This window comes from Streptomyces blattellae (assembly GCF_009709555.1).
In the GTDB taxonomy this organism is placed as follows: Bacteria; Actinomycetota; Actinomycetes; order Streptomycetales; family Streptomycetaceae; genus Streptomyces; species Streptomyces blattellae.
In genome coordinates, this window is the sequence record NZ_WJBG01000152.1 from 43654 (window position 1) to 69577 (window position 25924).

Here is a 25924-nt window from a genome sequence, read left to right on the forward strand (position 1 = left end):
CATCCCTTCCGCACCAGAACCACGCTTGTTTCCCGCCATTTCCACCACCGAAACACGCGGTTCAGTGTGACTTACACGACGATGAGCAGGCCCGGACTGACCTTCGCGGCCATGGGGGCGTAGCCTTGATTCCCGCTGTCCATCACCTTGTGAAGCGGAAGAGGGCGGTTGCCGCCGTGTCGCCACAGTCCCCCAGTAACTCGAACATCTCGACCGACACCGACCAAGCGGGGAAGAACCCCGCGGCCGCGTTCGGTCCGAACGAGTGGCTCGTCGACGAGATCTATCAGCAGTACCTCCAGGACCCGAATTCCGTAGACCGCGCCTGGTGGGACTTCTTCGCCGACTACAAGCCCGGGGCCACCGCCCCGTCGGCTCCGGCGGGTACCACGGCCGCGGGGGCCGCGGGCACCACCACGGCTCCGCCGGCGCAGGCCCCGGCCGCGCCCGCCGCCCCGGCTCCGGCCCCGGCGGCCCCGAAGCCCGCCGCCGCGGCTCCCGCCCCGGCGAAGGCGCCCGCCAAGCCCGCCCAGCCCGCCGCCGCGCCGAAGGCCAAGGCCGAACCAGCCCCCCAGGCCCCCGACGGCCCGGAGTTCGTGACGCTGCGCGGCCCGTCCGCCGCGGTCGCCAAGAACATGAACGCCTCGCTGGAGCTGCCCACGGCCACGTCCGTGCGCGCGGTCCCGGTGAAGCTGCTGTTCGACAACCGCATCGTCATCAACAACCACCTCAAGCGCGCCCGGGGCGGGAAGATCTCCTTCACGCACCTGATCGGCTACGCGATGGTGCAGGCCATCAAGGCCATGCCGTCGATGAACCACGCGTTCGGCGAGAAGGACGGCAAGCCGACCCTCATCAAGCCGCCGCACGTCAACCTCGGCCTCGCCATCGACCTGGTCAAGCCCAACGGCGACCGCCAGCTGGTCGTCGCGGCCATCAAGAAGGCCGAGACGCTCAACTTCTTCGAGTTCTGGCAGGCCTACGAGGACATCGTCCGTCGGGCCCGCGACAACAAGCTGACGATGGACGACTTCACCGGCGTCACGGTCTCGCTGACCAACCCCGGCGGCCTCGGCACCGTCCACTCGGTCCCCCGCCTGATGCCCGGCCAGTCGGTCATCATGGGCGTCGGCTCCATGGACTACCCGGCGGAGTTCCAGGGCACCTCCCAGGACACGCTGAACAAGCTCGGCATCTCCAAGGTCATGACGCTCACGTCGACGTATGACCACCGGGTGATCCAGGGCGCGGCCTCCGGCGAGTTCCTGCGCGCGGTCGCCAACCTGCTCCTCGGCGAGAACGAGTTCTACGACGAGATCTTCGAGGCGCTGCGCATCCCCTACGAGCCGGTCCGCTGGCTCAAGGACATCGACGCCTCGCACGACGACGACGTGACGAAGGCCGCCCGGGTCTTCGAGCTGATCCACTCCTACCGGGTCCGCGGCCACGTCATGGCCGACACCGACCCGCTGGAGTACCGCCAGCGCAAGCACCCCGACCTCGACATCGTCGAGCACGGCCTCACACTCTGGGACCTGGAGCGCGAGTTCGCCGTCGGCGGCTTCGCCGGCAAGTCGATGATGAAGCTGCGCGACATCCTCGGCGTGCTGCGCGACTCGTACTGCCGCACCACCGGCATCGAGTCCATGCACATCCAGGACCCCAAGCAGCGCAAGTGGATCCAGGACCGGGTGGAGCGCGGCCACACCAAGCCGGAGCGCGAGGAGCAGCTGCGCATCCTGCGCCGGCTGAACGCCGCGGAAGCCTTCGAGACCTTCCTGCAGACGAAGTACGTCGGCCAGAAGCGCTTCTCCCTGGAGGGCGGCGAGTCCGTCATCCCGCTGCTGGACGCGGTGCTGGACTCGGCCGCCGAGTCCCGCCTGGACGAGGTCGTCATCGGCATGGCCCACCGCGGCCGGCTGAACGTCCTGGCCAACATCGTCGGGAAGTCGTACGCCCAGATCTTCCGCGAGTTCGAGGGCAACCTCGACCCGAAGTCGATGCACGGCTCCGGTGACGTGAAGTACCACCTGGGCGCCGAGGGCACGTTCACGGGCCTGGACGGCGAGCAGATCAAGGTCTCCCTGGCCGCGAACCCGTCCCACCTGGAGACGGTCGACCCGGTCATCGAGGGCATCGCCCGCGCCAAGCAGGACATCATCAACAAGGGCGGCACGGACTTCACGGTCCTGCCGGTGGCGATCCACGGCGACGCGGCCTTCGCGGGCCAGGGCGTGGTGGCCGAGACCCTGAACATGTCGCAGCTGCGCGGCTACCGCACCGGCGGCACGGTCCACGTCGTCATCAACAACCAGGTCGGCTTCACCGCCGCGCCGGAGTCGTCCCGCTCGTCGATGTACGCCACCGACGTCGCGCGCATGATCGAGGCCCCGATCTTCCACGTGAACGGCGACGACCCGGAGGCCTGCGTGCGCGTCGCGCGGCTGGCCTTCGAGTTCCGCCAGGCCTTCAACAAGGACGTGGTGATCGACCTCATCTGCTACCGCCGCCGCGGTCACAACGAGTCGGACAACCCGGCGTTCACGCAGCCGCTGATGTACGACCTGATCGACAAGAAGCGCTCGGTGCGCAAGCTCTACACCGAGTCCCTGATCGGTCGTGGCGACATCACCCTGGAAGAGGCCGAGCAGGCGCTGCAGGACTACCAGGGCCAGCTGGAGAAGGTCTTCACGGAGGTCCGTGAAGCGGTCTCCCAGCCGGTGACGGCTCCGGTGTCGGACCCGCAGGCGGAGTTCCCGGTCGCCGTGGGCACCGCGATCTCCACAGAGGTCGTGAAGCGGATCGCCGAGTCCCAGGTCAACATCCCGGACTCCTTCAGCGTCCACCCGCGTCTGCTGCCGCAGCTGCAGCGCCGGGCGGCGATGGTCGAGGACGGCACGATCGACTGGGGTATGGGTGAGACCCTCGCGGTCGGCTCCCTCCTGCTGGAGGGCACCCCGGTCCGCCTTTCCGGCCAGGACTCCCAGCGGGGCACTTTCGGCCAGCGCCACGCGGTTCTCATCGACCGTCAGACGGGCGGGGAGCACACCCCGCTGCAGTACCTCGCCGAGGACCAGGCGCGTTACAACGTCTACAACTCCCTGCTGTCCGAATACGCGGTCATGGGCTTCGAGTACGGCTACTCGCTGGCCCGCCCCGACGCGCTCGTGATGTGGGAGGCGCAGTTCGGCGACTTCGTCAACGGCGCGCAGACGGTGGTCGACGAGTACATCTCGGCGGCCGAGCAGAAGTGGGGCCAGACGAGCGGCGTGACGCTGCTCCTCCCCCACGGCTACGAAGGCCAGGGCCCGGACCACTCCTCGGCCCGTGTCGAGCGCTTCCTCCAGCTCTGCGCCCAGAACAACATGACGGTCGCGATGCCGACGCTCCCGTCGAACTACTTCCACCTCCTGCGGTGGCAGGTGCACAACCCGCACCACAAGCCGCTGGTGGTCTTCACGCCGAAGTCGATGCTGCGCCTCAAGGCCGCCGCGTCGAAGACGGAGGAGTTCACGTCGGGTCAGTTCCGCCCGGTCATCGGCGACTCGACGGTGGACCCGGCCGCGGTCCGCAAGGTCGTCTTCGTGGCGGGCAAGCTGTACTACGACCTGGAGGCCGAGCGCCACAAGCGCGGCGCCACCGACGCCGCATCTGCCGCGACGGCGATCATCCGCCTTGAGCGGCTGTACCCGCTGCCGGGTGCCGAGCTCCAGGCCGAGATCGCCAAGTACCCGAACGCCGAGAAATACCTGTGGGCCCAGGAGGAGCCGGCGAACCAGGGCGCCTGGCCGTTCATCGCCCTCAACCTGATCGACCACCTCGACCTCGCGGTCGGCGCCGACGTCCCCCACGGCGAGCGGCTGCGGCGCATCTCGCGTCCGCACGGCTCGTCCCCGGCGGTCGGCTCCGCGAAGCGGCACCAGGCCGAGCAGGAGCAGTTGGTGCGTGAGGTGTTCGAGGCGTAGTCCTCGCTGACGGCACGCACGGCGAAGGGCCCGGTTCCGGAGTTTCTCCGGGGCCGGGCCCTTCACTGTGTGTGCCGTCAGCCCAGGAAGGGCTCGAAGTCCCAGTAGGGGCGCGTGCGCTGGCGGGCCGAGATGGTGTGCGGGTGCTGCGCGCCGAGCGTCCGGGTCAGCGCCAGCAGGCCGTCTTCCTCAAGTTTCCCGGCCTCCTCCTGCTCGCGCGCCGCGCGCAGGTCCGCGGCCAGGGCCACCTGCCCGGACAGCGTGAGCGGATGCTCGTCGCCCAGCGCGTGCCGGGACCGGCGCAGCGTGTCCCGGCTCAGCTCGACGGCCTCGGCGATACGGCCGTTGAAGTTCCGCCCGCTCGCGGCGTTGAGGGCGCAGCCCAGGACCCACGGGTGGTCCGGGCCGAGCGTGGCGGTGAGGCCGGCCAGCGCGGCCTCGAACATCGACATGGCCTCGGCGCGTTCACCGGCGGCCTGCATGACGAGGCCGCTGTTGGAGAGCATGCCGGTGGCGACCGGGTGCGCGGGGCCGAGGAGGGAGCGGTAGCCCGCCTCCGCCTCGTCGATCAGGTCCCGGGACTGGCTGAGGTCACCGTGTTCGCGCAGGTAGTTGCCGTAGTTGCAGATGAAGGCCAGGGTGCGGTAGTGCCCGCGGCCGTGCACCTGCGCCAGCTGTTCGAGGAGGCTGGCCATCTCGGGGCCCACGTCCTGGGTCTGGCCGCCGTCGCGGCGGCGGCAGATGACCAGCTGGCCGCGGGCGGAGAGGGTCTGCGGATGCTGCGGGCCGAGCACCTGCACATGCAGCCGGACCAAGGGCTCCTGACGCGTGAGCGCGTCGCGCCAGCGGCCGAGGAAGCGCAGGTCCTGCACGACCGCGTTGCCCGAGCTGAGCGTGTTGATGTGCCGGGCGCGCAGCACGCTCTCCCGCCGGGCGAGGGTTTCCAGATCGAGGTCGTACGCCTCCTGGTACCTGCCCAGGAGCCGCAGGCCGACGCCGAGGTTGTGCCGGGCGATCAGCGTGACGGCCTCGTCCGGGCCGAGTTGCCGGTGGTAGCCGTCGAAGGCCTCCCGCTGCAGCTCGTGCGCGTCGCCGTAGCGGCCCAGGTGACGCAGGTCGGCGGCCATGGAGCCCTTGGTGGAGAGTTCGGCCAGCTCGTTGCGCGGCTCGGCGGTGTGCAGCTGCTCGTGGACGCCGCGGTCCAGCTCGTAGGCGTCGCGGAAGCGGCCCATCGCCCGCAGGATGTTGCCCTCCTGCGTGGTCAGGTCGAGCATGGGCTGGGCCAGCGGATCCATGAACCGCGACCAGTGGTCGCGGATCCGCTGCGCCAGGTCCAGGCCGCTCTTGTACTCCCCGCTGCGGAAGCAGTACCGCAGGCAGTTCAGGACGGTCTCCTGGACCCGGGTCTGGGTGCTGCTGAGCGCGCCGGAGGGCTCCAGATGCGGCACCAGTTCGGCGTAGAGCGGCCAGTTCCTGCTGTCCAGCGGGTTGCCGGGGTCGGCCTGCGCGATCAGGACGCGGACCGCCCGGCGATGGGTGGTGCGGCTGTCCTCGCTGGTCAGCTTGGAGACGATGTCGTGGACGAGCCGGTGCATGTGCACCGACTCCTGGTGCGGGCCCATCTCCGCGCCGACCGGGCCCCGGGTCTCGCGGGTGAGCACCGAGTAGTTGACCAGGGTGTCCAGGGCGCGGGTCCAGGCGGCCAGGTCGGTCGACATCCACCGCAGCTCCTCGGGGAGGTCGGCCTGCGGGTAGGCGCGGATGAGGCCGAGCGGGATGCGTCCGGGCGCGAACGAGGTGCACAGGCCCAGGACGTCGATGGCCTGCGGCTGCGCGTTGCGCAGGCGGTTGAGCAGTATCGACCAGGAGGTCATGGACGACTGCGGGAAGCCGTCGCCGGTGATGGGCTCGTCGACCGTGGTGAGCCTGCGCTCACGGACCATCCGCAGATACTCCGGTACCTCCATGCGCGACTCGCCGAGCCAGGAGGCGGCCTGGACGAGCGGCAGCGGTACGTCGCCGAACTCGGCCGCGACCTCGTCCGCCTGGTCGGCGGTGATGTGAGGAGCGCGGCGCATCAGATAGGCGGTGGACTCCGGGCGCAGGAAGGCGGGGATTTCGAGGACGTCGGTGTACTCGCTCCAAGCGCGGTTGCGTGAGGTGACGAGGACGTGCCCGGAACCCTGCGGGAGCAGCGCGTTGATCCCGTCGGTGTCGTCCCAGCCGTCGAAGATCAGCAGCCAGTTGGCGTGCGGCTCGCCGCGTCGCAGGGCGTCCCGCACGGCGCGGATGCGTTCGCCGGGCTCGCTGCCGATGCGCAGCCCGAGTTCCACGGCGAGTTCGCCGAGCCGGTCCCGCTGGATGTTGCGGTCGTCGGAGTTGACCCACCACACCACGTCGTAGTCGGGGCTGAACCGGTGCGCGTATTCGGCGGCGAGCTGGGTCTTGCCGATGCCGGACATGCCGAGCAGGGTGCATACGGCGGCGCCGCGGTCGGCGTCGGCGAGGCGCTGGTGGATGCCGGTCAGCAGGTCGTCGCGGCCGGTGAACCGCGGGTTACGGCGCGGCACCTCGCCCCAGATCTCGCACCGTGTCTCGGGGTAGCGGACCCTGATGGCGGGCGGCCTGGGGGTACGGCGGCGTTCCAGGCCCAGCCGCCGCAGCAGGCGCTCCTCGGCGGCCTCCTCGCCGAGCCCCCACAGGCTCGCGGGTTCGAGGACCGCGGTGGCCGGCAGGAGCGGCCGGTTGGTGAGGTTGACGGCGGCGAACCGGTCGGAGTGAGCGGCGACGAAGCCGCGCAGGGCGTCGTTCCACTCGCCGGCCGGGCGCGGGCCCAGTTCGAAGAACCAGTCGTCGAGGACGAGGAGCACCGGGCCGGAGGACAGCAGCAGGTCGCCGAGCGAGTCCTCCAACGGGACCTCGCGCGGCGGATCCCAGCGCTGCAGTGTGGCCTGGTTTCCGTGACTCTCCAGGCACTGGGCGATCCATGTCGCCCACGAGCGGTGGTAGCCCGGGAAGACCACCAGGACGCGTTCGGGTGCCGAGGCACCGTCCCCGCCCGACCGCCGCTGTTCCGCCATCGCACGCTCCCTGTTCCCGCGTCTGCCGCTTTTCGCGCCACACGCTAACGCAATGCACTCATATCCACACGAAGTGTCACAGAACGTTTTGGGCCGTCACCCCGAGGCTTGCGTGGTGCCTACCCATCTCCTGGACGAACTCCCTTCCGGCACAGGTCAGTTCATCGGATTCCAGCAGGAGGGACAAGGCCTCACCCACCTCTTCCCGCTGCGCTTCGAATCGCTCCCGGGCCCTGCGCCGCCACTCCGCGGGTGCCCGGGATCCATGGCCCGTCCGCCACCACAGGTCGGCGAGCGCCAGATGCGCATAGGCGCCCTGGAGCACCGCCGGAACGGGCCGGGGATCGGAGCGCCACGCCACCCGGTGCGCGGTGCCCCGGCCGGGACGGCACAACGGGACGAGCCCGTCGAGGGCGGCGAGCTTGCTGTGGTGCGTCTCGTGCACCAGGGACTCGGCAAGCTCCCGCCCCTCGTCGGGCAGCTGGGTCAGAGCGGCCCCCGGGGCGGCCCGGAGGGTGGCGCCCATCGAGGTGCCTCCCGGGCGCTCCGCGGGCGCCAGTGGCACCACGGCACGCAGCAGCGCCCGCAGTTCGGCGGCGCGGTCCGGATCCGTCGCCGACAGCAGCGCCGAGGCCTCGCGCCACCGACGGGCCCACATCCGGTAGGAGCTGTCGGGGCGTTCGGCCGCGAGCAGGGACTGCGGCCCTATGCCACGCGGCGGCACCCGGTACGGGTCGAGGTCGTCGAAGACGACGGTGCCGCCGGGCAGGGTGCGCAGCGCGGACCAGCCGGGTCCGCGCCCGGCCCCGCCGGGTGCGCCGCCGTCCGGCCGGGCCACCGGCCGCGGCAGCAGGACGTCGTTGCGGCCCGCCTCGTCCGTGATCCGCACCAGCCCCGGGTGCCCGCCCAGACGCGCGTGGCCGGACGGGCAGCGCAGCACGCCGAGGCCGGGCAGCACCAGCGCTCCCGAGGGCGTCGGGAGCGTACCGTCGACCGGGCAGCCCGCACGGACGGCGGCCGCGACGGCCACTCCGCCCGCATGGGCCAGCTGCAGTGCGAAGGCCGCTCCCTCCGGAGCGGCGAGCGCCTCGGTGAGCCAGGCTCCGGTCATCGGGTAGTCGACGACGTCCCGGACCGCGGCGGCGTCGGCCCGCTCCGCCCGCACCAGCAGCGCCCAGTCCCGCTCGAAGCGACGCCGGACCGCCGGGGTGAGCGCGGCGGACTGCCGTTCGACGCGGACGAGGAGGGACTTGACGAGCAGCATGCGACGCGCGTGGAGTGCGACACGCAGTACCGTCGTGGCCTTCGGCGCGGGCCGGGTCCTCGCGAGCGCCGTGAAGACTTCGGAGGAGACCGGAGCCTGCGTCATCCCCGGTCTTCCTCGGCCTGCCCGACCCCGGCGAGTCCGACTGAAAACGTACGCTCGTCACGCTCTCCCGGGCTGGACTGCCCCCCTTCGCCGTCCCCGTACCAGACCTCCCGGAACTCGGTGGCGCCGCACAGCACTTGCTCGACTGCCGCGCTGAGCCCCGGGTCGTCCATGGCACGCAAGGTCCGCAGGTCCACGTCGGTGAGGTCGGGCAGGGGCGCGGTACGTCCGGCGTCCTCACCGGGGCCGGCCGCCCTCTTCCGCTGCTCCGCCACCCTCGGCTCCTCCCTGCCTGTCGCCTGCCCCGCCCGGTCGCCGTAGCTGCCGTCTTCTTCCCGACCGGCCGGAAACAGAAACCCCGCGCGAATCAACTCCAGTCAAACCCCGCCCAGTCGACCCACTCCAACGACCACGACCACCACGACGACACCACCCACCCCCACACCCGCTCCGGCACCACCCGTACCCACACCCACCCCGCCCCGACGCCGCAGCCGCCCACCTCTTCCCGACCGACCAGAAACAGAAACCCCGCGCGAATCAACTCCAGTCAAACCCCGCCCGATCAACCCACTCCAACGACCACGACCACCACGGCGGCGCCGCGCGCCCCCACGCCTGCTCCGGCATCGTCCGTGCCCCGCCCGGCCGATCCGGTGCCGCCGCGAGTTCCTGCTCCGCGCGCCGCGTCGACTCCACGTCTGTCCAGTCGACCTCGCGCAACGCGGCGACCAGCTCCTGCCACCGCTCCCGGGCCGACCGGTAGGCCGTCAGTGCCGCCCCCGGCCGCCCCATGAGCACGAGGACCGTGCCGCGTCCGTGCCGGGCCCGGGCCGCTGTCACCGAGCCCGGATCGGTGCCGTGGGCCGCCCCGGCCTCGCGCTCGGCGTTCTCGTACGCCTGGAGCGCTTCGACGAGGACGGGCGCCCCGGCGCGGTACCACCCTTCGAGGCGCACCCGGCCGAGCTGGAGCCAGGCCTCGGCGCGTACCCCGGCGTCGGCCGCGGCGCGCACCGCCTGGGTGAGCAGATGCCGGCTCTCGAACAGGTCCGGCAGGAAGCCCAGATGACGGAACCGCTGCGCCAGCGCGCTGCCGACGAGCCCCTGCAGCCGGCCGCGCTGCGTGGACCACGCGGGCAGCGCCTTGAGCGCTTCGCGCAGCACGTTCTCGGCACGGTCCACGATCCGCGCACCGTCCCGCGCCGAGGCCCGCCGGAGCAGCGACTCGCCCCAGGCGGTGAGGAGTTCGCAGCGCCGCGGGCTGTCGGGCGGGGCGAGCAGAGCGGCCGTCTCGTACGCTTCGTCGGCCTCCCGGGTCTCGCCCGCGGCGTCGTGGAACGCGGCCAGGGCGGTTAGGCAGGGCAGCCGCAGTTCAGGGTCGTCGCCCGCGGCGCGTTCGGCCCGTACGAGGGCCTCGCGCGTCCTGGCGTCCTCGGCACCGGCCGCGCGCAGCGCCCGCGCCAGATCGAGCAGGGCGGGACTGCGTACGGCTCCGGGGGCGCCGTCGGCGTCCAGCAGGGCGCATGCCTCCTCCAGTTCGCCAGTGGCGGCACCGGGCCGGGCCAGATCGAGCAGGATCCGCCCGCGGCGCAGCAACCGCGCCCGGTGAACGACCCGGAAACGCCCGGCGCCCGCCGGTTCGCTCTCCGGGACCGCCCCCGTCTCCCCCGCCCGACTCCCCGCCCCGGCCGGACGAGCCACCGTCGGCCAGGGAGCGGTCTCGGGTGCGAGTACGTCCAGCGCGGCCGTCAGCTGGTCGGTTTCGCCCGTCAGACGCCACAGCTCATGGCGGCCCGCCGCGAGTTCGAGCGCGGCGTCGGCCTGTTCCACGCTGTCCGCCGTGGCCGCGGAATGGGCCGCCGCCAGCTCCTCGACCGCGGTGCGCAGCAGTTCGGTCCGGCGGCCCGCGCCGCGCGCCGCCGACGTCCCGGCCTCGGCACGCAGGACCCGGCCGAGGACCAGCCGGGCCCGTACCCCGTCGTCGCCGGCCGGCACGGGGGCGCGTACCGCGGCCTCCGCCTGTTCCCGCGCCCGGTGCAGCACCTCCGGGTCGGCCATCGCCTGCCACTGGCCGTACAGCCGCTCCGCCTCCTCGACGGGCCGGGGGGTCACCAGATCGGGCAGGTAGAAGCGCAGCACCCGCGCGGGGATGCGTGCGAACAGCTCGGCCTCGACTCCCCCTTCGGCGTCTCGCGGCCCGTCGGCGTCCAGGGACGGGCCGCCGACGGTGGGAGCGTGGTCGGCGAGCCGGGCCGCGGCGAACGCGGCGAAGTTGCGGGTCCCCTTGCCGAAGTGGCGTTCCACGTAGGCGGAGCAGTGTTTGAGGACCAGTCCGGCCGTGTCCTGGTCGAGGGAGGAGAGCAGCAGGTCCTGCACCCGGCCCGGGTAGGCGAAGCAGGGCTGGGCCTCGGTGCCGGGCAGCTGCCGCAGCAGTCCGCCGAGCAGCACCTCGGCCAGTTCCATGGGTCCGGTGTCCGGGAGCATGGCCCGCTGGACGAGCTGCATGACCGGCAGGGTGAGCGGCGCCGCCGCCAGGTACACGGCCAGCCGGAGCGCGCCGGGCGAGGCACCGGCCCGGAAGGCGCGCAGGAGTTCATCATCGCCGCGCGGGCCCTGTCCGGGTGGGGATGCCGCACTGCGGGCGACGGCCTCGGACGGCACCTGAGGGGTCGTCCAGGCGGCCCACGCCCGCTCGCGGGTCGGCCCGGTGCCCGACAGCAGCCGGGCCCACGCCTCGAACGCCTCGGCACTGGGCTGGAGCACCGGCACGGGACGGGCGTCGGCGGCCGGTTCGTCCCAGGGCTCGTCGTCGGGCAGGAAGGTGATGCGGCCACCGAGTTCGGCGGGCCGCAGGAGCAGGCCCGGTTCGGCGGGCAGGGCGGTACGGCCCCACAGGCGCGGCGGCAGCGGCTGGATCACGGCGAGCGGCGAGGCACGGGGCCAGGTGTGCAGGAGCCGCTGTGCGGCGCCGTTCTGCCACAGGGGGCCGACGCAGTCGCTGATCACGAAGGTGAGGCAACGGCCCGACGGGTCGTGCAGTTCGTCGGCCGAGCGCAGCCGGGTGTGCCGGGCGGGCCCGGCGGTCGTACCGACGAGAGGGGTACCGGATCCGTCGTCGTAGAGATGGTGGACGCGTACGGACGCGAAGGCGCCGGACTGCTGGCAGGCCTGCCGCAGTTCCTCGACCAGCCTGCCCCAAACGGCCATCGCGGGTCCGGTGTCCATCAGCAGCTGGACGTCGCAGCGCTGCCGGCGCCCGAGCCGTGGCACGGGCAGCAGGAGCCCGCTGGCGGCGGCGTGTTCGGCGGTCTTCTCCTCGTCGATCCCGGCTTCCTGGGATGCCGAGGCCTCGACCCGGTAGCGGCCGAGGGCGCGTAACGCCTTCTCCAGGCCGAGCAGTCCGGGCAGGGCGGTGGCGGCGGGCGCACGCACCGGGAAGGCGTGCTGTGTGCCGTCGGCCGGGGCGGCGCCGGATGCGCCGGCGCGATCGCCGCTCGTGCCCCGCAGCTCCGTGTGCAGCGGGACCGGGGTGGACGGGGCCCGGTCGTCGCCGGTCCGCCGTCCGCCGGGCGGGGCCGGCTCCGCGGGGCGGCCCGGCCGTTCCTCCGGCAGGACGGGTTCCGGCTCCGGGATGTGCTCCGCGCCGCCGGGGTCGTCGGGGGAAGCCGCCGCGCCGAGCCTGCGGGCCAGCCAGACCGCGTCCGCGACCTGTTCGGCGGTCAGGTCCAGGCCGCCGCGGCGCAACCTGCCTATCAGCTCGTCCAGACGCATTCCATGCATCCGCCCCTCACCTCGTACGGTCGAGCGGCTGCATGAGCAGGTCCGCGATCCGCTCCCGGGTGAGGCGTTCGGTGTTCGGCGCGTGCTGGGTGAGGAAGAGGGCGCCCAGCAACTGGTCCGCGGCGACGACCTCGCCCGGCTCGCGGTCCAGGAACCGGGCGATCAGATCACGGCCGGCGGCGACGCCCTCGTCACCGAGGTGCGCCTCGACCATGGCGGTGAGCTGCTCCTCGCCGGGCGGCTCCAGTTCGAGCTGGACGCAGCGCCTGAGCAGCGGGGCGGGGAAGTCCCGTTCGCCGTTGGACGTCAGGACGATCACCGGGAAGGCGGTGCAGGCGATCCGTCCGTCCCGTACGGACACGCGCTCGCCGTCGTGGGTGAGCACCTCCACGACGGGTTCGCGGTCCGCGAGCCGTTCCAGCTCGGGGATGGCGAACTCGCCCTCCTCCAACGTGTTCAGCAGGTCGTTGGGCAGGTCGAGGTCGCTCTTGTCGAGTTCGTCGATGAGCAGGACGCGGGGCCGCTCCGCGGGCAGCAGCGCGGTGCCGAGCGGCCCGAGCCGGATGTACGACCCGATGCCGGACGGGGCCGCCGCGGGCCCGGCGCCGCCCTGGGCCCGCTCCAGTTGGACGTCCTGGAGCCGGCCTATCGCGTCGTAGCGGTACAGGCCGTCCTGGAGGGTGGACCGGCTGACGATCGGCCAGCGGAGCACCCGCCCCAGGCCCAGCTCGTGGGCCACCGCGTAGGCGAGGGTGGACTTGCCGGTGCCCGGGTTGCCGGTGACGAGGAGAGGGCGGCGCAGATAGAGGGCGGCGTTGACGGCGTCGACCTCGGCGGCACGCGGCGCGTAGTTCTCCACGAGGCGGCGGCGGACGCCGAGCCGGCGGGCGCTGCTGGGGTCCTCCTGGCCGGTGTCCGGGCCGCTGCGCGCGCCCTCGAAGTCCCGCCAGGGCGGCGGCGCGGGCAACCGCTGTACACCGTCGTGCGGCTGACCCACTCCGCGGTAGATCCGCCAGTCGTTCACCTTGGGCTCCTCCCGGCTTGGTGATCATGCAGCGGGCCCGGCCGTTCGACGTATGACGTTACCGCCCAACTACCGTGCCTGTACCGTGCGTGCCGAGGTTGCAGGGCGTCCGGTCTTCCGATCCGGTCGGCCAACGCCCTTGTCTCATATGCCCTTGCCTCATATGCCGGTTGACGGTCCGCTCAGCTGTCGGGTCCGGCCGGCGAGGGCGGTCGCATGGGCTCCCTTCCGTAGGGCGGACGGTCCGGTGGATCCAGGAGTACGGCGATTCTGCCCCGCAGGCCTTGAGCCCGCGCGGTGTCGGCATCGGCCGCCCTGATGCGCAGTTCGCGCACCGGGGCGTGCAGGGCGTCCACCCGGCCGGCCGCCTGCAGCAGACCGGCGGCCTGTCCGTGAAAGGCGCGGCACTCGTCGTGATCGTGGCCGTCCCGGCGCCAGAGCACCACGGAGTGACCGGTCATCAGCGCCGCCTCCAGGGCCACCCTGGCGTCCCCGCTGCCGACGGGGCCGCAGAGCACCGGGACACGCCCTTCCGCCATACCCAGCATGCGGCCGTAGACAGCCCATTTGCGCTGCTGCCCGCCGGCCGTCTCGCCGTCCTCCCGCGCGTCGGCGGACAGCGGTTCGGCGGACAGCCGGCCGCGTTGCGTGCCTCTCCAGCGGCGGCGCCAGTCGGGCTTCGGCAGACCGCTGTTGCGCTTCAGGTCGCGGATGACGACGGTTCTGCGCAGTCCGAGTGGTACGGACCGCTCGTCGAACAGGTCGGCTTCGTCGTCCTCGGGATCGTCCGGGGCCAGCTGCCACTCATCGACTGGGAGGTCGAACAGGCGGCGTGGGAGGAACACCTCGACCGCGGCCAGGTGTTCACCGTGGTCGCCCTGGCTCAGGGCCCGCGCGAGCGGCTCCCGCAGCGACTCGTGCAGCAGCTCCAGGGGTACGCCGCGGTCGTCGCCGTCGACCGGCGTGACGTCGCGGCCGTCGTACATGAGCTGGACGCGCCAGGGATAGCGGTCGCCATAGAGGCGGTCGCCGATGGTGACGAGGACGTCGATACGGGTCGCGGGCGTCGCCGGGGCCGACCGGGGCCGGGGCGAGCGGCCGAGACCGTCGAGCAGCCGGCCGATGTGTTCGCGCACCGCCCAGTGGTCGTGGTGGCGGGCCTGCTCGATGATCCAGTCGGTGAACTCGCGCAGCGGCTCCCGCGCCACCTCGGCCGGGCGCTCCCGGACGCAGTGCATCGCCACCATCGCCGCGTACAGCAGGACGGCTTCGAGATCGACGCGGGACCGCCCGTCCCCGCGGCCCGGGGCACGCAGCCCCGTCAGCAGTCCGGTGCCCTCCCGCCAGGTGTGCGGCTCGTGCAGGATCGGGGACGGGGACCGCTCGTCCGTCACCAGTCGCCTGACCTCGTGCACCAGGCGCATGACGTCGCCCGTACGGGCGGGCGGCGGGAGGTGGGCGAGGTGCCCGTGGAGGCGGATCCGCAGCTCGGGCGTGACGGCCGAGCCACGCTGCCCCGGCAGGTCGGCCTGCGCGGAGGGCCAGTCCGGGTCCACCGGCCGACCGACGACGGCTGAGCCCTGCTGCCCCGGCACATCAGCCCCCGCGAAGGGCCAGTCCGAGCCCGCCGGCCCGCCCGCGACCGCCGAGCCGCGCTGCCCCGGCAGGTCGGCCCGCGCGGAAGGCCAGTCCTGGTCCACCGGCCCGCCCTCGGCAGCCGAGCCGGGCTGCGTCGGCACATCGGCCTGCACAGAGGGCCAGTCCGGGTCCACCGGCCGACCCACGACGGCTGAGCCCTGCTTCCCCGGCACATCAGCCTCTGCGGAAGACCGGCCCGGACCCGCCGGCCCACCCGCGACAGCCGAGCCGGGCTGCCCCGGCACATCAACCCCCGCAGAAGACCAGCCCGGACCCGCCGGCCCACCCGCGACAGCCGAGCCGGGCTGCCCCGGCACATCAACCCCCGCAGAAGACCAGCCCGGACCCGCCGGCCCACCCGCGACAGCCGAGCCGGGCTGCCCCGGCACATCAACCCCCGCGGAAGACCAGCCCGGACCCGCCGGCCGACCGCCGGACAGCCGTCCGAAGTGGTACAGGTCGTGCTCGCGCAGCACGGTGTGCAGGACGTCGCCGCCGGGCAGCTGGAGCAGCTGGTACAGCGCGGTGATCGGGACGGCGACGCCCTCATCCCGGCCACGGCCCTTGTTCAGGCCGATGACGGCGCCGTACCGCAGATCGACCACGGGCCCGCCCGAGAGCCCTTCGACGGGCAGGCTGTCACCGATCACCATCGCGCCCGCGTCCCAGCCGCGGGCCTCGCCGATGCCGTCCCGTATGCCGACGTCGCCGGTCTGCCGTGACCAGCCGTGCAGGCTGACCGGGCCAGGGATGCCCGGCTCGCGGTCGGTGAGCCACACGCACCGCGCGTCCGTCGCGGCCGGGACCCTGACGAGCGCGATGTCCGGCAACTGCCAGTTGGGGCCCGCCCTTTCGGGTGTGTCGGGCCGGGGCTTGGCGAGGACGACTTCACCGGTGGTGCGGCTCGGTTCACCGGTGGAGGTGCCGCCCTCCCAGGTGACGCCCACGGGAGCCTCCCCTCGCAACACCGCAGCTCCCCCCTTCCCCACGACATGAGCGCAGGTCAGCAGCCAGCCCGGGGCAATGAAGAAGCCTGATCCCCAGTAGCCCTTTGCATACCCGGCGCCCGGCTCCTCGATGCGGGCGAGGGAGGGGCGCACCACGACTTCAAGGGCGCTCATTCGGCGCCGGAGGCCGGGCGTCCGCTCGACGCGTCGTCGCCGTCTCCCGGCCCCGGATCCGGGCCGCCGCCCTCCCGGGCGGGTTCGGTCCAGGTCAGGGACACCGTCAGCGCGGCCTGGCCACCGGCTCCGGCGATGGCGCTCACGATCTTGCCGGACTGCGCCGACAGTTCGATTCCGAAGGTCACGGCCACCTCGACCGGCGCTGTGAGGTCCAGACCGGCGCGCAAGGAGCGCACGACGCCGCCGACCGTGCCGGAGAGGCCGTGCGCCATGTCGGTGATCCGGTCCCCGATTCCGGTGTCCTGGTAACCGTCCCGCTCCAGTGCGGCCTCGTCCGCCGCGCCGATCCTGGCCCATACGACCGTCCCGTCGTCGAGCCGTATCTGTTCGACCCATCCGCCCATGGCGCCCCCCGTCCTCCGCTCCGCAATGGAAAGAAGAAGGCTAACTCCGGATGAAGTCCAGTGCGAGAGGAGCCAGTTGGCGATCTGATCTAGTCGTCGTCCTCGTCATCCAGCCGGGCCAGCCAGGTCGCCAGGCGCTCGACCGGCACCTCGAAGTCCGGATTCAGATCCACGAACGTCCGCAGCTGCTCGGCAAGCCACTCAAAGGTGATCTCTTCCTCGCCGCGCCGCTTCTCCAGTTCCTCGATACCGCGGTCGGTGAAGTACATGGGATGCTCTCCGTCGCCATACGTCCTGATACGACCCGATACACCCTGCTTCCTGCTCGGGCAGCCGAGAACAGCCTATGCAATCGGCGGTCCGTACGGTTTCGCCGCCCCCGGAGCGCGGCCTGACCGCGACGCCCACGCGCGTGCATCGCCCGCTCGGGCGCGGACACCGCGCGCCAGTCGCGCAGCACACCGTCTCGCACACCCATCAGTCACGCGGGCGCACGATCCCGTACGTCAGCCCGAACACGCCGTGCGCGACCAGCAGCACCCCCGCCACCACCCACCCGCCACTGCGCCGCCGCACACCCCAGACCGCCAGCGGGAGCCCGACCGCCACCTGCGCGAGGGAGAGGTCCCTGGGGTCGCCGGGCCAGGGCGGCCAGGGAACCGTACGGGCGCGATCGACGGCGGCCAGTCCCGCACGGACGGCCTCGCGCCCGACCGGCCACTCCACGATCCGCGCCTGCGGGTGGGCGCGGGCCGCCTTGCTCAGCCGGTCGGCGGGTTCACCGGGGGCGAGGCCGGCGGGAAGGGCCACTCCCGCGCGCGCGAGGATCGCGAGGAGGCCGCGCACGCGTGCGCGCGCGTCGGCGGCGGGGTCTGGTTTCGTCAGCGCGTCCAGGGCCCGCATCTCCGGTACCGGGTCGAGCCCGAGACGGGCGGCGAAGGTGCGCATGGCCTCGTCCTCGCCGGCCGGGATGCCATGGGCGAGCCAGTCGTAGCCGACGGGGCGGCGGAAGCCGGACGCGAGGGTGAAGCCGCCGCGGTCGGCGTCCCACCAGACGGCGAGGACGGGCCAGGGGGCGCCGACCGCCAGCGCGGTCGCCCAGCCGGTGACGACACGGTCGACGGGTTCGCCGCCGTGCAGCCACGGCGTGCCCTCGGGGACCAGAACGCTCCACTCCGCGCCGGCCGGAGTGAGCAGCATGCGCTCGTGCAGCAGTTGCGCGGCGGGGGCGACGGACTCGGGCTCCGCCCGGCAGAGCAGCAGGGCACCCGGCGCGGGACGCGCCTGGCGAGCGGCCGGGAATCGTTCCGTCGACATGCTGACACGCTATGGCAATTTGCTCGATTAGGTCGATTTGCCGCGATTCCGCACGCTCCGACGCGACCCCACCCCGCTATCACCCCACCCCGAATCACGGACGCTCACACGAACGAGTGTCTTGACTTTCCATCTCCGCGATATATCGTGAATTACGGAAGACGCGATATGGCGTGACGCGGTTCATCTCTGCTTGTTCCAGTTGCTCCCGCTTGTGTTCTGTTCGTGCTCTGTTCGTGTTCCGTCCGGTCCCCTGCGCGGTCCGGGCCGGTCGAGGAGGTCTGCACCATGTCCGAGTGGTCCGTCACCGAGCCCAGGAAACTCACCTTCGACGAGCCGCTGAGCGAGCTCCACGTGCGCATCGTCAACGGAACGGTGAACGTCGTGGGGACGGACGAGGGTTCCGCCCGCCTGGAGGTCTCCGAGATCGATGGCCCGCCCCTGCTGGTCACCCAGGAGGACGGCACGCTGACAGTGGCGTACGACGACCTGCCCTGGAAGGGCTTCCTCAAGTGGCTGGACCGCAAGGGCTGGCGCCGCAGCGCCGTGGTCTCCCTGGCCGTGCCGGCGTCCACACGCGTGGAGGTGGGGGTGGTCGGCGCGGGCGCGGTCGTCTCCGGGATCGACGGACCCTCGGTGGTGAAGGGCGTCACCGGTGACACCACCCTCGTCCGGCTCTCCGGTCCGGTCCGCGCGGACACGGTCTCCGGGAATCTGGAGGCCCAGTCCGTCACCGGCGACCTGCGCTTCAACTCGGTCTCCGGCGACCTGACCGTGATCGAGGGCTCGGGCTCCTCCGTGCGGGCCGACTCGGTCAGCGGCTCCATGATCATCGACCTGGATTCCGACGGCCCCACGGACGTTCGCATGACCAGCGTCTCCGGCGAGATCGCCATCCGGCTGCCGCAGCCGGCGGACGCCGAGGTCGAGGCGAACACCGCGAGCGGGACGATCTCCAACGCCTTCGACGGACTCCGCGTCCACGGCCAGTGGGGCACCCACAAGATCACCGGCCGTCTCGGCCCGGGCAACGGCAAGCTGCGGGCGACCACCGTCTCCGGCTCGATCGCGCTGCTGCCGCGCCCATCCAGGCAGGACGAGGAGCAGCCGTGGAACCCGTCGCCCGAACCGGCGGACACCCCGAGGGACACCGCAGCGGACCGACCGCAGGACACCTCTGACCGACCGCAGAACACCCCGGCGGACCGACCACAGAACACCTCGGACCGACCACTTGACGACTCAGCGGACCGACCACTCGACGACGCAGCGGACCGCCCGCAGGGCGACTCGGGGGACGAACCACAGGCCGACTCGGGGGACAATTCCGTTTCCGGTCCGGGCGCCGTCGCCACCAGCGCGCCGGCCGACGGCACGACCGACAAGAAGGTGCTCTGAACATGCCTCCCGTCTTCGCCCACGGCCGCCTCCGCCTCTACCTGTTGAAGCTGCTGGACGAATCACCACGCCACGGCTACGAGGTGATCCGGCTTCTCGAAGACCGCTTCCAGGGCCTGTACGCCCCCTCGGCGGGCACCGTCTACCCGCGCCTGGCCAAGCTGGAGGCCGAGGGCCTGGTCACCCACACCACCGAGGGCGGCCGCAAGGTGTACGCCATCACGGATGCGGGCCGCGCCGAACTGGCCGACCGCAGCGGTGAACTGGCCGACCTGGAGCTGGAGATCCGGGACTCCGTCGCGGAACTCGCCGCCGAGATCCAGGCCGATGTGCGCGGCGCGGCGGGCGACCTGCGGCGCGAGATGCGGGCGGCGGCGAGCGAGGCCCACCGCGGCACCGGCACCCGGGCCCGCGTCGAACAGGGCGGCCCGCTCGGCGACTTCACGGAGTACGCGGACAACGAGGCCTGGCGTGCCGCCAAGGAGGAGATGCGTCGCGTCAAGCAGGAGTGGAAGGAACAGGCCAGGCGGGCCAAGGACGAGAGCCGCCGGGCCCGCGAGGAGGCGCAGCGGGCCCGGCGCCAGGCGAAGGAGGCACAGGACCGGGCCCGGGCGCAGGCCCAGGAGGAGGTGCAGCGCATCGCCCGCCGGGTCCAGGAGCAGGTGCAGGACCACTTCGCGCGGGGCGACTGGCCGACGGGCGTCCGCGAGGGCCTGACGGAACTGGCCAGGGAGTTCGGTGAGTTCGGGAAGGACTACGGCAAGGAGTTCGGCCGGGACTTCGGTTTCGGCCGGACCGGTACTGCCAAGTCGGCGCCCGCCGAGCCGGAGCTCACCGACACCCCGGTGGACTTCCCGGCCTCCTTCGAACCCTCCTGGGCCCACGAGGACCCCACCGGTGATCCGGCCCGCGACCTCGACCGCCTACTGGACCGCTTCCGCGACGACATTCGCGACGCGGCCCGCGACCACGGCGTCACATCCGGCCAACTCAGCGACGCCCGCCGTCACTTGTCGACGGCAGCAGCACATATCGGGGCGCTGCTGCGGACGCCGAAGAGCTGACGGCACCCTCGGAAGGCAGTGCGGCGACGGAAACCGGCCGCACTGCCCTACCCCCACCGGCAGTCCGGGCAGAACCCCGCCAGGGCCGCACGGGACACAGCACGAAGCAACGAGACCGTCAGCCGTTCGTGAGCACGATCTTCCCGAACTGCTCCCCCGACTCCATCCGCTCGAAGCCCTCCCGGGCCCGGTCCAGCGGAAGCACCTCGTCGATCACGGGACGCACCCCGGTGGCGGCGCAGAAGGAGAGCAGATCCTCCAGCTCGTCCTTGGTCCCCATCGTCGACCCGACGACCTTGAGCTCCAGGAAGAAAATCCGGGTCAGTTCGGCATGCGAAGGACGGTCCCCGCTAGTCGCCCCGGAGATGACGAGAGTGCCTCCGGGCCGCAGCGACTTCACGGAATGCGACCAGGTGGCGGCCCCCACCGTCTCGATCACGGCATCGACCCGCTGCGGCAGCCGCGCCCCCGGCTCCACGGCCTCGACCGCCCCCAGCTCCACGGCCCGCTTCCGCTTGGCCTCGTCCCGGCTGGTGGCGAACATCCGAAGCCCCGCCGCCTTCCCCAAGGCGATCGCGGCCGTGGCGACCCCACCCCCGGCACCCTGCACGAGCACCGAGTCCCCCGGCCGTACCCCGGCATTGGTGAAGAGCATCCGATACGCCGTCAGCCAGGCCGTCGGCAGACAGGCTGCCTCCTCGAAGGACAGCTCCTTGGGCTTCGGCAGCACATTCCACGTCGGTACGGCGACCTGCTCGGCGAAGGTTCCCTGGTACCGCTCGGTGAGGATGGAGCGCGGCTCCTTGGGACCGACCCCGTACCCGCTCTGACCGATGACGGAGTGCAGCACGACCTCGTTGCCGTCCTCGTCGACCCCTGCGGCGTCGCATCCGAGGATCATCGGCAGCAGGTCGTCCGAGAGGCCCACGCCCCGCAGGGACCACAGGTCGTGATGGTTGAGAGAGGCGGCTCTGACGTTGACGACGCTCCATCCGGCGCGAGCCTCGGGAGCCGGACGCTCCCCCAACTCCAGGCCGGAGAGAGGCTGGTCACGGTCGATTCGGGCAGCGTATGCGGCGAACATGGGCTCGACGATAGGGGGCGTGCGGGGCCCACGGAACCAGGGGAGCCTGTGACACACGCCCTCTTGCCCGAACGCCGACGGGCGTTTGGCGCCGACGAGGTCATGGTGCATGACGCCCCTTGCGCGGCCAATCGTCGGTGGCCTCCGTCGCGGCGGCCGAGATCCGGCTGATGGCCCGAACGCCGGGGCCCTCGAACACTGGGGCCCTCGAACGCCGCGAGCGCGCCACCGGAGGTCTCGTCCGACGGACCGCCGCGCGAGACCAGGTCGACGGGAATCCCGTCCGGCGCTCACTCCGTCGGCCCCCGGTTCGACACCCACCAGCCCGCGATCTGGGCGCGGGTTCCGAAGCCGAGCTTGGCGCGGATGTTCCCGACATGGAAGTCGACCGTGCGCAGCGAGAGGACCAGCCTGGCGGCGATCTGCCGGTTGCTCATGCCCTTGGCCACCAGCGCGGCCACCTCCAGTTCCCGGTGCGTCAAGGGACTGGGAGCGTCGGCCTGGGCGGCCGGTTCGACGCCGCTGTCGAGGGCATGGTCGATGGCCTGGCCGGGACTGTCGTGGCCGCCGCGGACCACGAGCGCCCTCTCGTACGCCTCCGGGCCCAGTGCTCGTACGACCGACTGCTCGCACTGCGTGTGGAACTCGGCCAACAGCGGACCGAACACCGAGATGTCCCCGCCCAGATCACGCCACAGTTTGCGCGCGGAGCCCAGTAGCCGACCTGCACGCTCGTACTCCCCACTGGAAGCGATGATCCAGGCGAGTGTCTCCAGCATCAGGGCGGCACTGAGCGGCTCGTTGAAGCCCCGCTCGATCGTGAGCGCGGCCCCGATCAGCCCCAGGGCCTTCTCCAGGTCACCATGGCTCCAGGCGTCGATGCTCAGCGTCCATATCGCGTGTGCGCGCGCCCACCGCTCACCGTGCGCCTCCGTCAGGGCCATCACCCGTCGGCCGGTCTCCGCTGCCTGCGGATGCCCCATCTGCATCTGCACCGCGGCCAGCTGGAACAGGGCGAACGCCGCCGAGGCCTCCCCCTCCGCCGCCGTGTGGGCAGCGACCGCGTGCTCGAACAACGGTCCGGCCTCCGCCGGCCGGCCCTGCAACATCGCCAATGAGCCGCGAAGGCCTACGACGTATGCGCGCACGATCCGATCGTCCTGCCGTTCGCCCAGCTCTCCGGCCTCGTCCAGCCACCGGCCGGCCGTCACATGGTCACGCTGCAGCAACGCCGCCCAGGATGCGGCGCAGAGCGCCCGGGCACGGGCGGGGGTGGCCTCGGGCGCGGCGGCGAGCGCACGGTCGAGCTGGCGTCGTCCTTCGGCGAGGAATCCGCCGGCGCACCAGTGGAAGCGCAGCGCCGCGGCCAGCGCGAGAGTGGCCTGCGGGTCGTCGTCGTAAGCGAGTGCGGCCAGCAGATTGGCGTGCTCGGCGCGCAGTCGGGTCAGGGCCTGCTCCTGGCCGGGGCCGTACCAGCCGTCGGCGATGCGCTCGGCGAAGGCCAGGTGGAAGTCGCGGTGCCGCCGCAGCAGGCGCTCTTCCTCGCCGGACTCGGCGAGCCGCTCCCTGCCGTACTCGCGGAGCGTCTCCAGCAGCCGGTAGCGGGGCAGCCCCTCGTGCTCGGTGGGCAGGACGACGGACTGGACGACCAGCCGGTCCAGCAGGTCCAGTACCTCCTGCGAGTGGATGCCCTCGCCGGCGCAGACGCCCTCGGCCCCGTCCAGGCCGAAGCCACCGGCGAAGACCGACAGCCGGTTCCACAGCAGCCGCTCGGCCGTCGAGCACAGCTCGTAACTCCACTCCACCGCCGCGCGCAGCGTGCGCTGCCGAGGTCGCGCGGTCCGGCTGCCCCCGGTGAGCAGCGCGAAACGGTCCTCCAGCCGGTCCACGGCCTGTTCGACGGTGAGCGTACGCAGCCGGGACGCGGTCAGCTCGATGGCGAGCGGCAGCCCGTCCAAGTCGGCGCACAGCCGGGTGACCGCATCCCAGTTCGCGTCGGTGATACGGAAGTCGGGCCGTACGGCGCCGGCCCGGTCCCGCAGTAGTTCGACCGCTTCGTCCGGCACCTTGAGCGGCGGCACAGCGAACACATGCTCGCCGGCGATGCCGAGCGTCTGACGACTCGTCGCCAGTACGCGCAGCTCGGGGCAGGCCGACAACAGCGTGTCCGCCAGTTCGGCGCAGGCTTCGATCAGGTGCTCGCAGTTGTCCAGCACGATCAGTGCCCGGCGCTGGGCCAGATGCTCGGTGAGCATGCCAAGCGCGGGTCTGGCGCCCAAGTCCACGACGCCCACGCCGGTGGCGGCCGCGGCCACCACCGCGGAGCGGTCCCGCACCGGTGCCAGGTCGACCAACCACGTCCCGTCGGGGAATGCCTTCCTGGCTGTGGCCGCCACTTCCAGCGCCAGTCGCGTCTTGCCCACGCCGCCCACCCCGGTGAGAGTCAGCAGCCGCGCCGTGCCGAGGAGGCGGCGGACCTCGGCGATGTCATGGCGCCTTCCCACGAACGTGGTGAACGCCTCGGGCAGGTTGCCTGTTCGTGACACCGGTACCGTCACGTCAGTCGCCTCCCGCCAACTCCGAACCGCACCCGAACGCCCCCTCGGCCCCCTCGGCCCACTGCTCGGCGGCCGTGCGCCGGGAGGCCGATGCGGGAGTGCACCGGTCACCGCCGCTCAGCAACATCATGGATGACGTGTACCAAATCCGATCAACACCAGAATAACCGCGCGAGGCGGGCGTCGGCCCGGCAGGCCAGGACCGGTCCGATCTCATCGCCTGCCGGGCCGCTCGGCGACCCGACTGTGCCGGCGGGTCGACCCTGGCTCCTGCTCCATGGACGCCCCCGCCGGCAGGACGAGGCACCGCGGAAAGACCGCCTCACCGTGACGCGAGATGCGGCTCCACGCCCGGCCGCGGGCAGCGCAGAAGCCCCGTCAGGGACAGGCCAGACCACCCGAACGGCCCCACTGCCGGTCAAAGAAGCCGCCGGCAAAGAAGCCGCCAGCAAAGAAGCCACTGACAAAGAAGCCACCGGCAAAGAAAAAGAAATGGCCCCGCCCAGCCGGACACTGCGCCCAGCCGGACGGGGCCACCCTCACACCTCAGCGACGAGCCACGCCCTCGGCCCGGGCTGCCGCGGCCACCGCCGCGGTCACCGCGGGAGCGACCCGCTCGTCGAAGGGCGACGGAATGACGTAGTCGGCGGCGAGGTCGTCCCCCACCACCGCGGCCAGCGCCTCGGCGGCCGCCAGCTTCATCCCCTCGGTGATCCGGGACGCCCGCACCTGCAGCGCGCCCGCGAAGATCCCCGGGAACGCCAGCACGTTGTTGATCTGGTTCGGGAAGTCCGAGCGCCCGGTCGCGACGACCGCCGCGTACTTGTGCGCCACATCCGGGTGCACCTCCGGGTTCGGGTTGGCCATGGCGAACACGAACGCGCCCTCGGCCATGGAGGCGACCGCCGCCTCCGGCACCGTACCGCCGGAGACGCCGATGAAGACGTCGGCGCCTGCCAGAGCCGCCTCCAGCGACCCGGTGATCCCGGCCTTGTTCGTCAGCTCGGCCAGCTCCCGCTTGACGGGTGTCAGGTCCTCCCGGTCGGCGGAGACGACGCCCTTGCGGTCGGCCACCGCGACATCCCCGATCCCGGCCCCGAGCAGCATCTTCGCGATGGCGACACCCGCGGCCCCGGCACCGGAGATGACGGCCCGCAGCTCGTCGAGCCCCTTGCCCGTCAGCCGCGCGGCGTTCCGCAGGGCCGCCAGCGTCACGACCGCCGTACCGTGCTGGTCGTCGTGGAAGACCGGGATGTCCAGCCGCTCCTGCAACTGCCGCTCGATCTCGAAGCACCGGGGCGCCGAGATGTCCTCCAGGTTCACGCCCCCGAACGACGGCGCGAGCCGCACCACGGTCTCGACGATCTCCTCGACGCCGGTGCAGTCCAGCGCGATCGGAACGGCGTCCACGCCACCGAACTGCTTGAACAGAATCGCCTTGCCCTCCATCACTGGAAGGGAGGCCTCCGGCCCGATGTCGCCGAGTCCGAGCACGGCCGTACCGTCGGTCACGACCGCGACCACGGACGACTTCCACGTGTAGTCGTGGACCAGCTCCGGCTGCTCGGCGATGGCGGTGCACACGCGGGCGACGCCGGGCGTGTACGCGAGGGACAGGTCGTCCTTGTCCCGGACCGGCACGGTGGCCTGCACGGCCATCTTGCCGCCGCGGTGCAGCGCGAACACCGGATCGAAGGAATCGAGGGGCTCGGGCCCGCCGTCCTGGTCCGTAGTGCTGCCGCTGGTGCTGTCGCTGCGAGGATTGACGATCTCCGCTGCCACTTTGCTGTACCCCTTAGGTCTTCATGGTTTGAGGGTGGCCACTCCTGGTTGAGGAGCGGGCGGGCACCGCGCATGGCCCTGGTCGGTGATGCGTACGGGCACATACGCGACGGACGCGCCGCACACGCGCCCTGAGCCCCGGATGAGGGGTGTAAAGAACCTTCTTACCGGACGGACGGCGCTGACGACGACTCCATAACGCGAAGGTCACATGCCGGTGACATGACTCGTGACTCCATATCGGGACAAGTCCTGGAGAAACGCTTGACGCCGAAGATCTTCCGGCTGGAAGGAGGGATTCCCGCAGAAGGTCCGGCCGCGATGTACCGAACTGAGG

At 72.1% G+C, this 25924-nt stretch carries 15 protein-coding genes; 3 read left to right on the forward strand and 12 right to left on the reverse strand.

Features of this window, described 5'->3' with window-relative positions; translation table 11 throughout:
- The first annotated feature begins 176 nt into the window (after positions 1-176).
- Positions 177-3965 carry a multifunctional oxoglutarate decarboxylase/oxoglutarate dehydrogenase thiamine pyrophosphate-binding subunit/dihydrolipoyllysine-residue succinyltransferase subunit gene (locus GFH49_RS17740; RefSeq protein ID WP_155056876.1) on the forward strand — a complete coding sequence of 1263 codons (3789 nt, stop codon included), beginning with the start codon at positions 177-179 and terminating at the stop codon, positions 3963-3965.
- A 77-nt stretch (positions 3966-4042) separates the two neighbouring features.
- On the opposite strand, the gene fxsT is transcribed toward GFH49_RS17740, so the two are convergent.
- The 9 genes from fxsT to GFH49_RS17785 all read right to left on the reverse strand — a co-directional run bounded on the left by fxsT (position 4043) and on the right by GFH49_RS17785 (position 17701).
- A complete protein-coding gene (fxsT, locus tag GFH49_RS17745; RefSeq protein WP_155056877.1) occupies positions 4043-7045 on the reverse strand; it encodes an FxSxx-COOH system tetratricopeptide repeat protein in 3003 nt (1000 codons plus the stop codon).
- Positions 7046-7121: 76 nt separating this feature from the next.
- The gene (locus GFH49_RS17750) at positions 7122-8414 is read right to left on the reverse strand and encodes an aKG-HExxH-type peptide beta-hydroxylase (protein ID WP_155056878.1); all 1293 of its coding nucleotides are present in this window, start codon (positions 8412-8414) and stop codon (positions 7122-7124) included.
- Positions 8411-8689 carry an FxSxx-COOH-like cyclophane-containing RiPP peptide gene (locus GFH49_RS17755; RefSeq protein ID WP_155056880.1) on the reverse strand — a complete coding sequence of 93 codons (279 nt, stop codon included), beginning with the start codon at positions 8687-8689 and terminating at the stop codon, positions 8411-8413. Before GFH49_RS17755 ends, GFH49_RS17750 begins: the two co-directional genes overlap by 4 nt.
- Before the next feature lie 265 nt (positions 8690-8954).
- Positions 8955-12194: an SAV_2336 N-terminal domain-related protein gene (locus GFH49_RS17760; RefSeq protein ID WP_155056882.1), complete on the reverse strand. Its 3240-nt coding sequence runs from the start codon at positions 12192-12194 to the stop codon at positions 8955-8957.
- A gap of 7 nt (positions 12195-12201) precedes the next feature.
- A complete protein-coding gene (locus GFH49_RS17765) occupies positions 12202-13218 on the reverse strand; it encodes an AAA family ATPase (RefSeq protein ID WP_155056884.1) in 1017 nt (338 codons plus the stop codon).
- Between the two features lie 182 nt (positions 13219-13400).
- Positions 13401-15977: a VMAP-C domain-containing protein gene (locus tag GFH49_RS17770; protein ID WP_155056886.1), complete on the reverse strand. Its 2577-nt coding sequence runs from the start codon at positions 15975-15977 to the stop codon at positions 13401-13403.
- Positions 15974-16384 (reverse strand): CU044_2847 family protein, encoded by a 411-nt coding sequence (locus GFH49_RS17775; protein ID WP_230396356.1) that lies wholly within the window; start codon positions 16382-16384, stop codon positions 15974-15976. Before GFH49_RS17775 ends, GFH49_RS17770 begins: the two co-directional genes overlap by 4 nt.
- An 89-nt stretch (positions 16385-16473) precedes the next feature.
- A complete protein-coding gene (locus GFH49_RS17780; protein ID WP_155056888.1) occupies positions 16474-16653 on the reverse strand; it encodes a DUF6104 family protein in 180 nt (59 codons plus the stop codon).
- A gap of 208 nt (positions 16654-16861) precedes the next feature.
- Positions 16862-17701: a hypothetical protein gene (locus GFH49_RS17785; RefSeq protein ID WP_155056890.1), complete on the reverse strand. Its 840-nt coding sequence runs from the start codon at positions 17699-17701 to the stop codon at positions 16862-16864.
- Positions 17702-17989: 288 nt separating this feature from the next.
- Between GFH49_RS17785 and GFH49_RS17790 the strand changes: the two genes are divergently transcribed.
- Positions 17990-19099, forward strand: coding sequence for a DUF4097 family beta strand repeat-containing protein (locus tag GFH49_RS17790; protein WP_155056891.1), 1110 nt, complete (start codon positions 17990-17992; stop codon positions 19097-19099).
- A 2-nt stretch (positions 19100-19101) separates the two neighbouring features.
- Positions 19102-20163: a PadR family transcriptional regulator gene (locus GFH49_RS17795; protein WP_155056893.1), complete on the forward strand. Its 1062-nt coding sequence runs from the start codon at positions 19102-19104 to the stop codon at positions 20161-20163.
- A 118-nt stretch (positions 20164-20281) separates the two neighbouring features.
- Here GFH49_RS17795 and GFH49_RS17800 read toward each other — a convergent pair whose 3' ends face one another.
- From GFH49_RS17800 to GFH49_RS17810, 3 genes are all read right to left on the reverse strand, one after another.
- Complete coding sequence (locus tag GFH49_RS17800; RefSeq protein WP_155056894.1) at positions 20282-21247, reverse strand: zinc-binding dehydrogenase; 966 nt, start codon at positions 21245-21247, stop codon at positions 20282-20284.
- Between the two features lie 290 nt (positions 21248-21537).
- A complete protein-coding gene (locus GFH49_RS17805; RefSeq protein WP_155056895.1) occupies positions 21538-23805 on the reverse strand; it encodes an ATP-binding protein in 2268 nt (755 codons plus the stop codon).
- 546 nt (positions 23806-24351) lie between these two features.
- The gene (locus GFH49_RS17810) at positions 24352-25587 is read right to left on the reverse strand and encodes an NAD(P)-dependent malic enzyme (RefSeq protein ID WP_155056896.1); all 1236 of its coding nucleotides are present in this window, start codon (positions 25585-25587) and stop codon (positions 24352-24354) included.
- Positions 25588-25924: the final 337 nt, after the last annotated feature.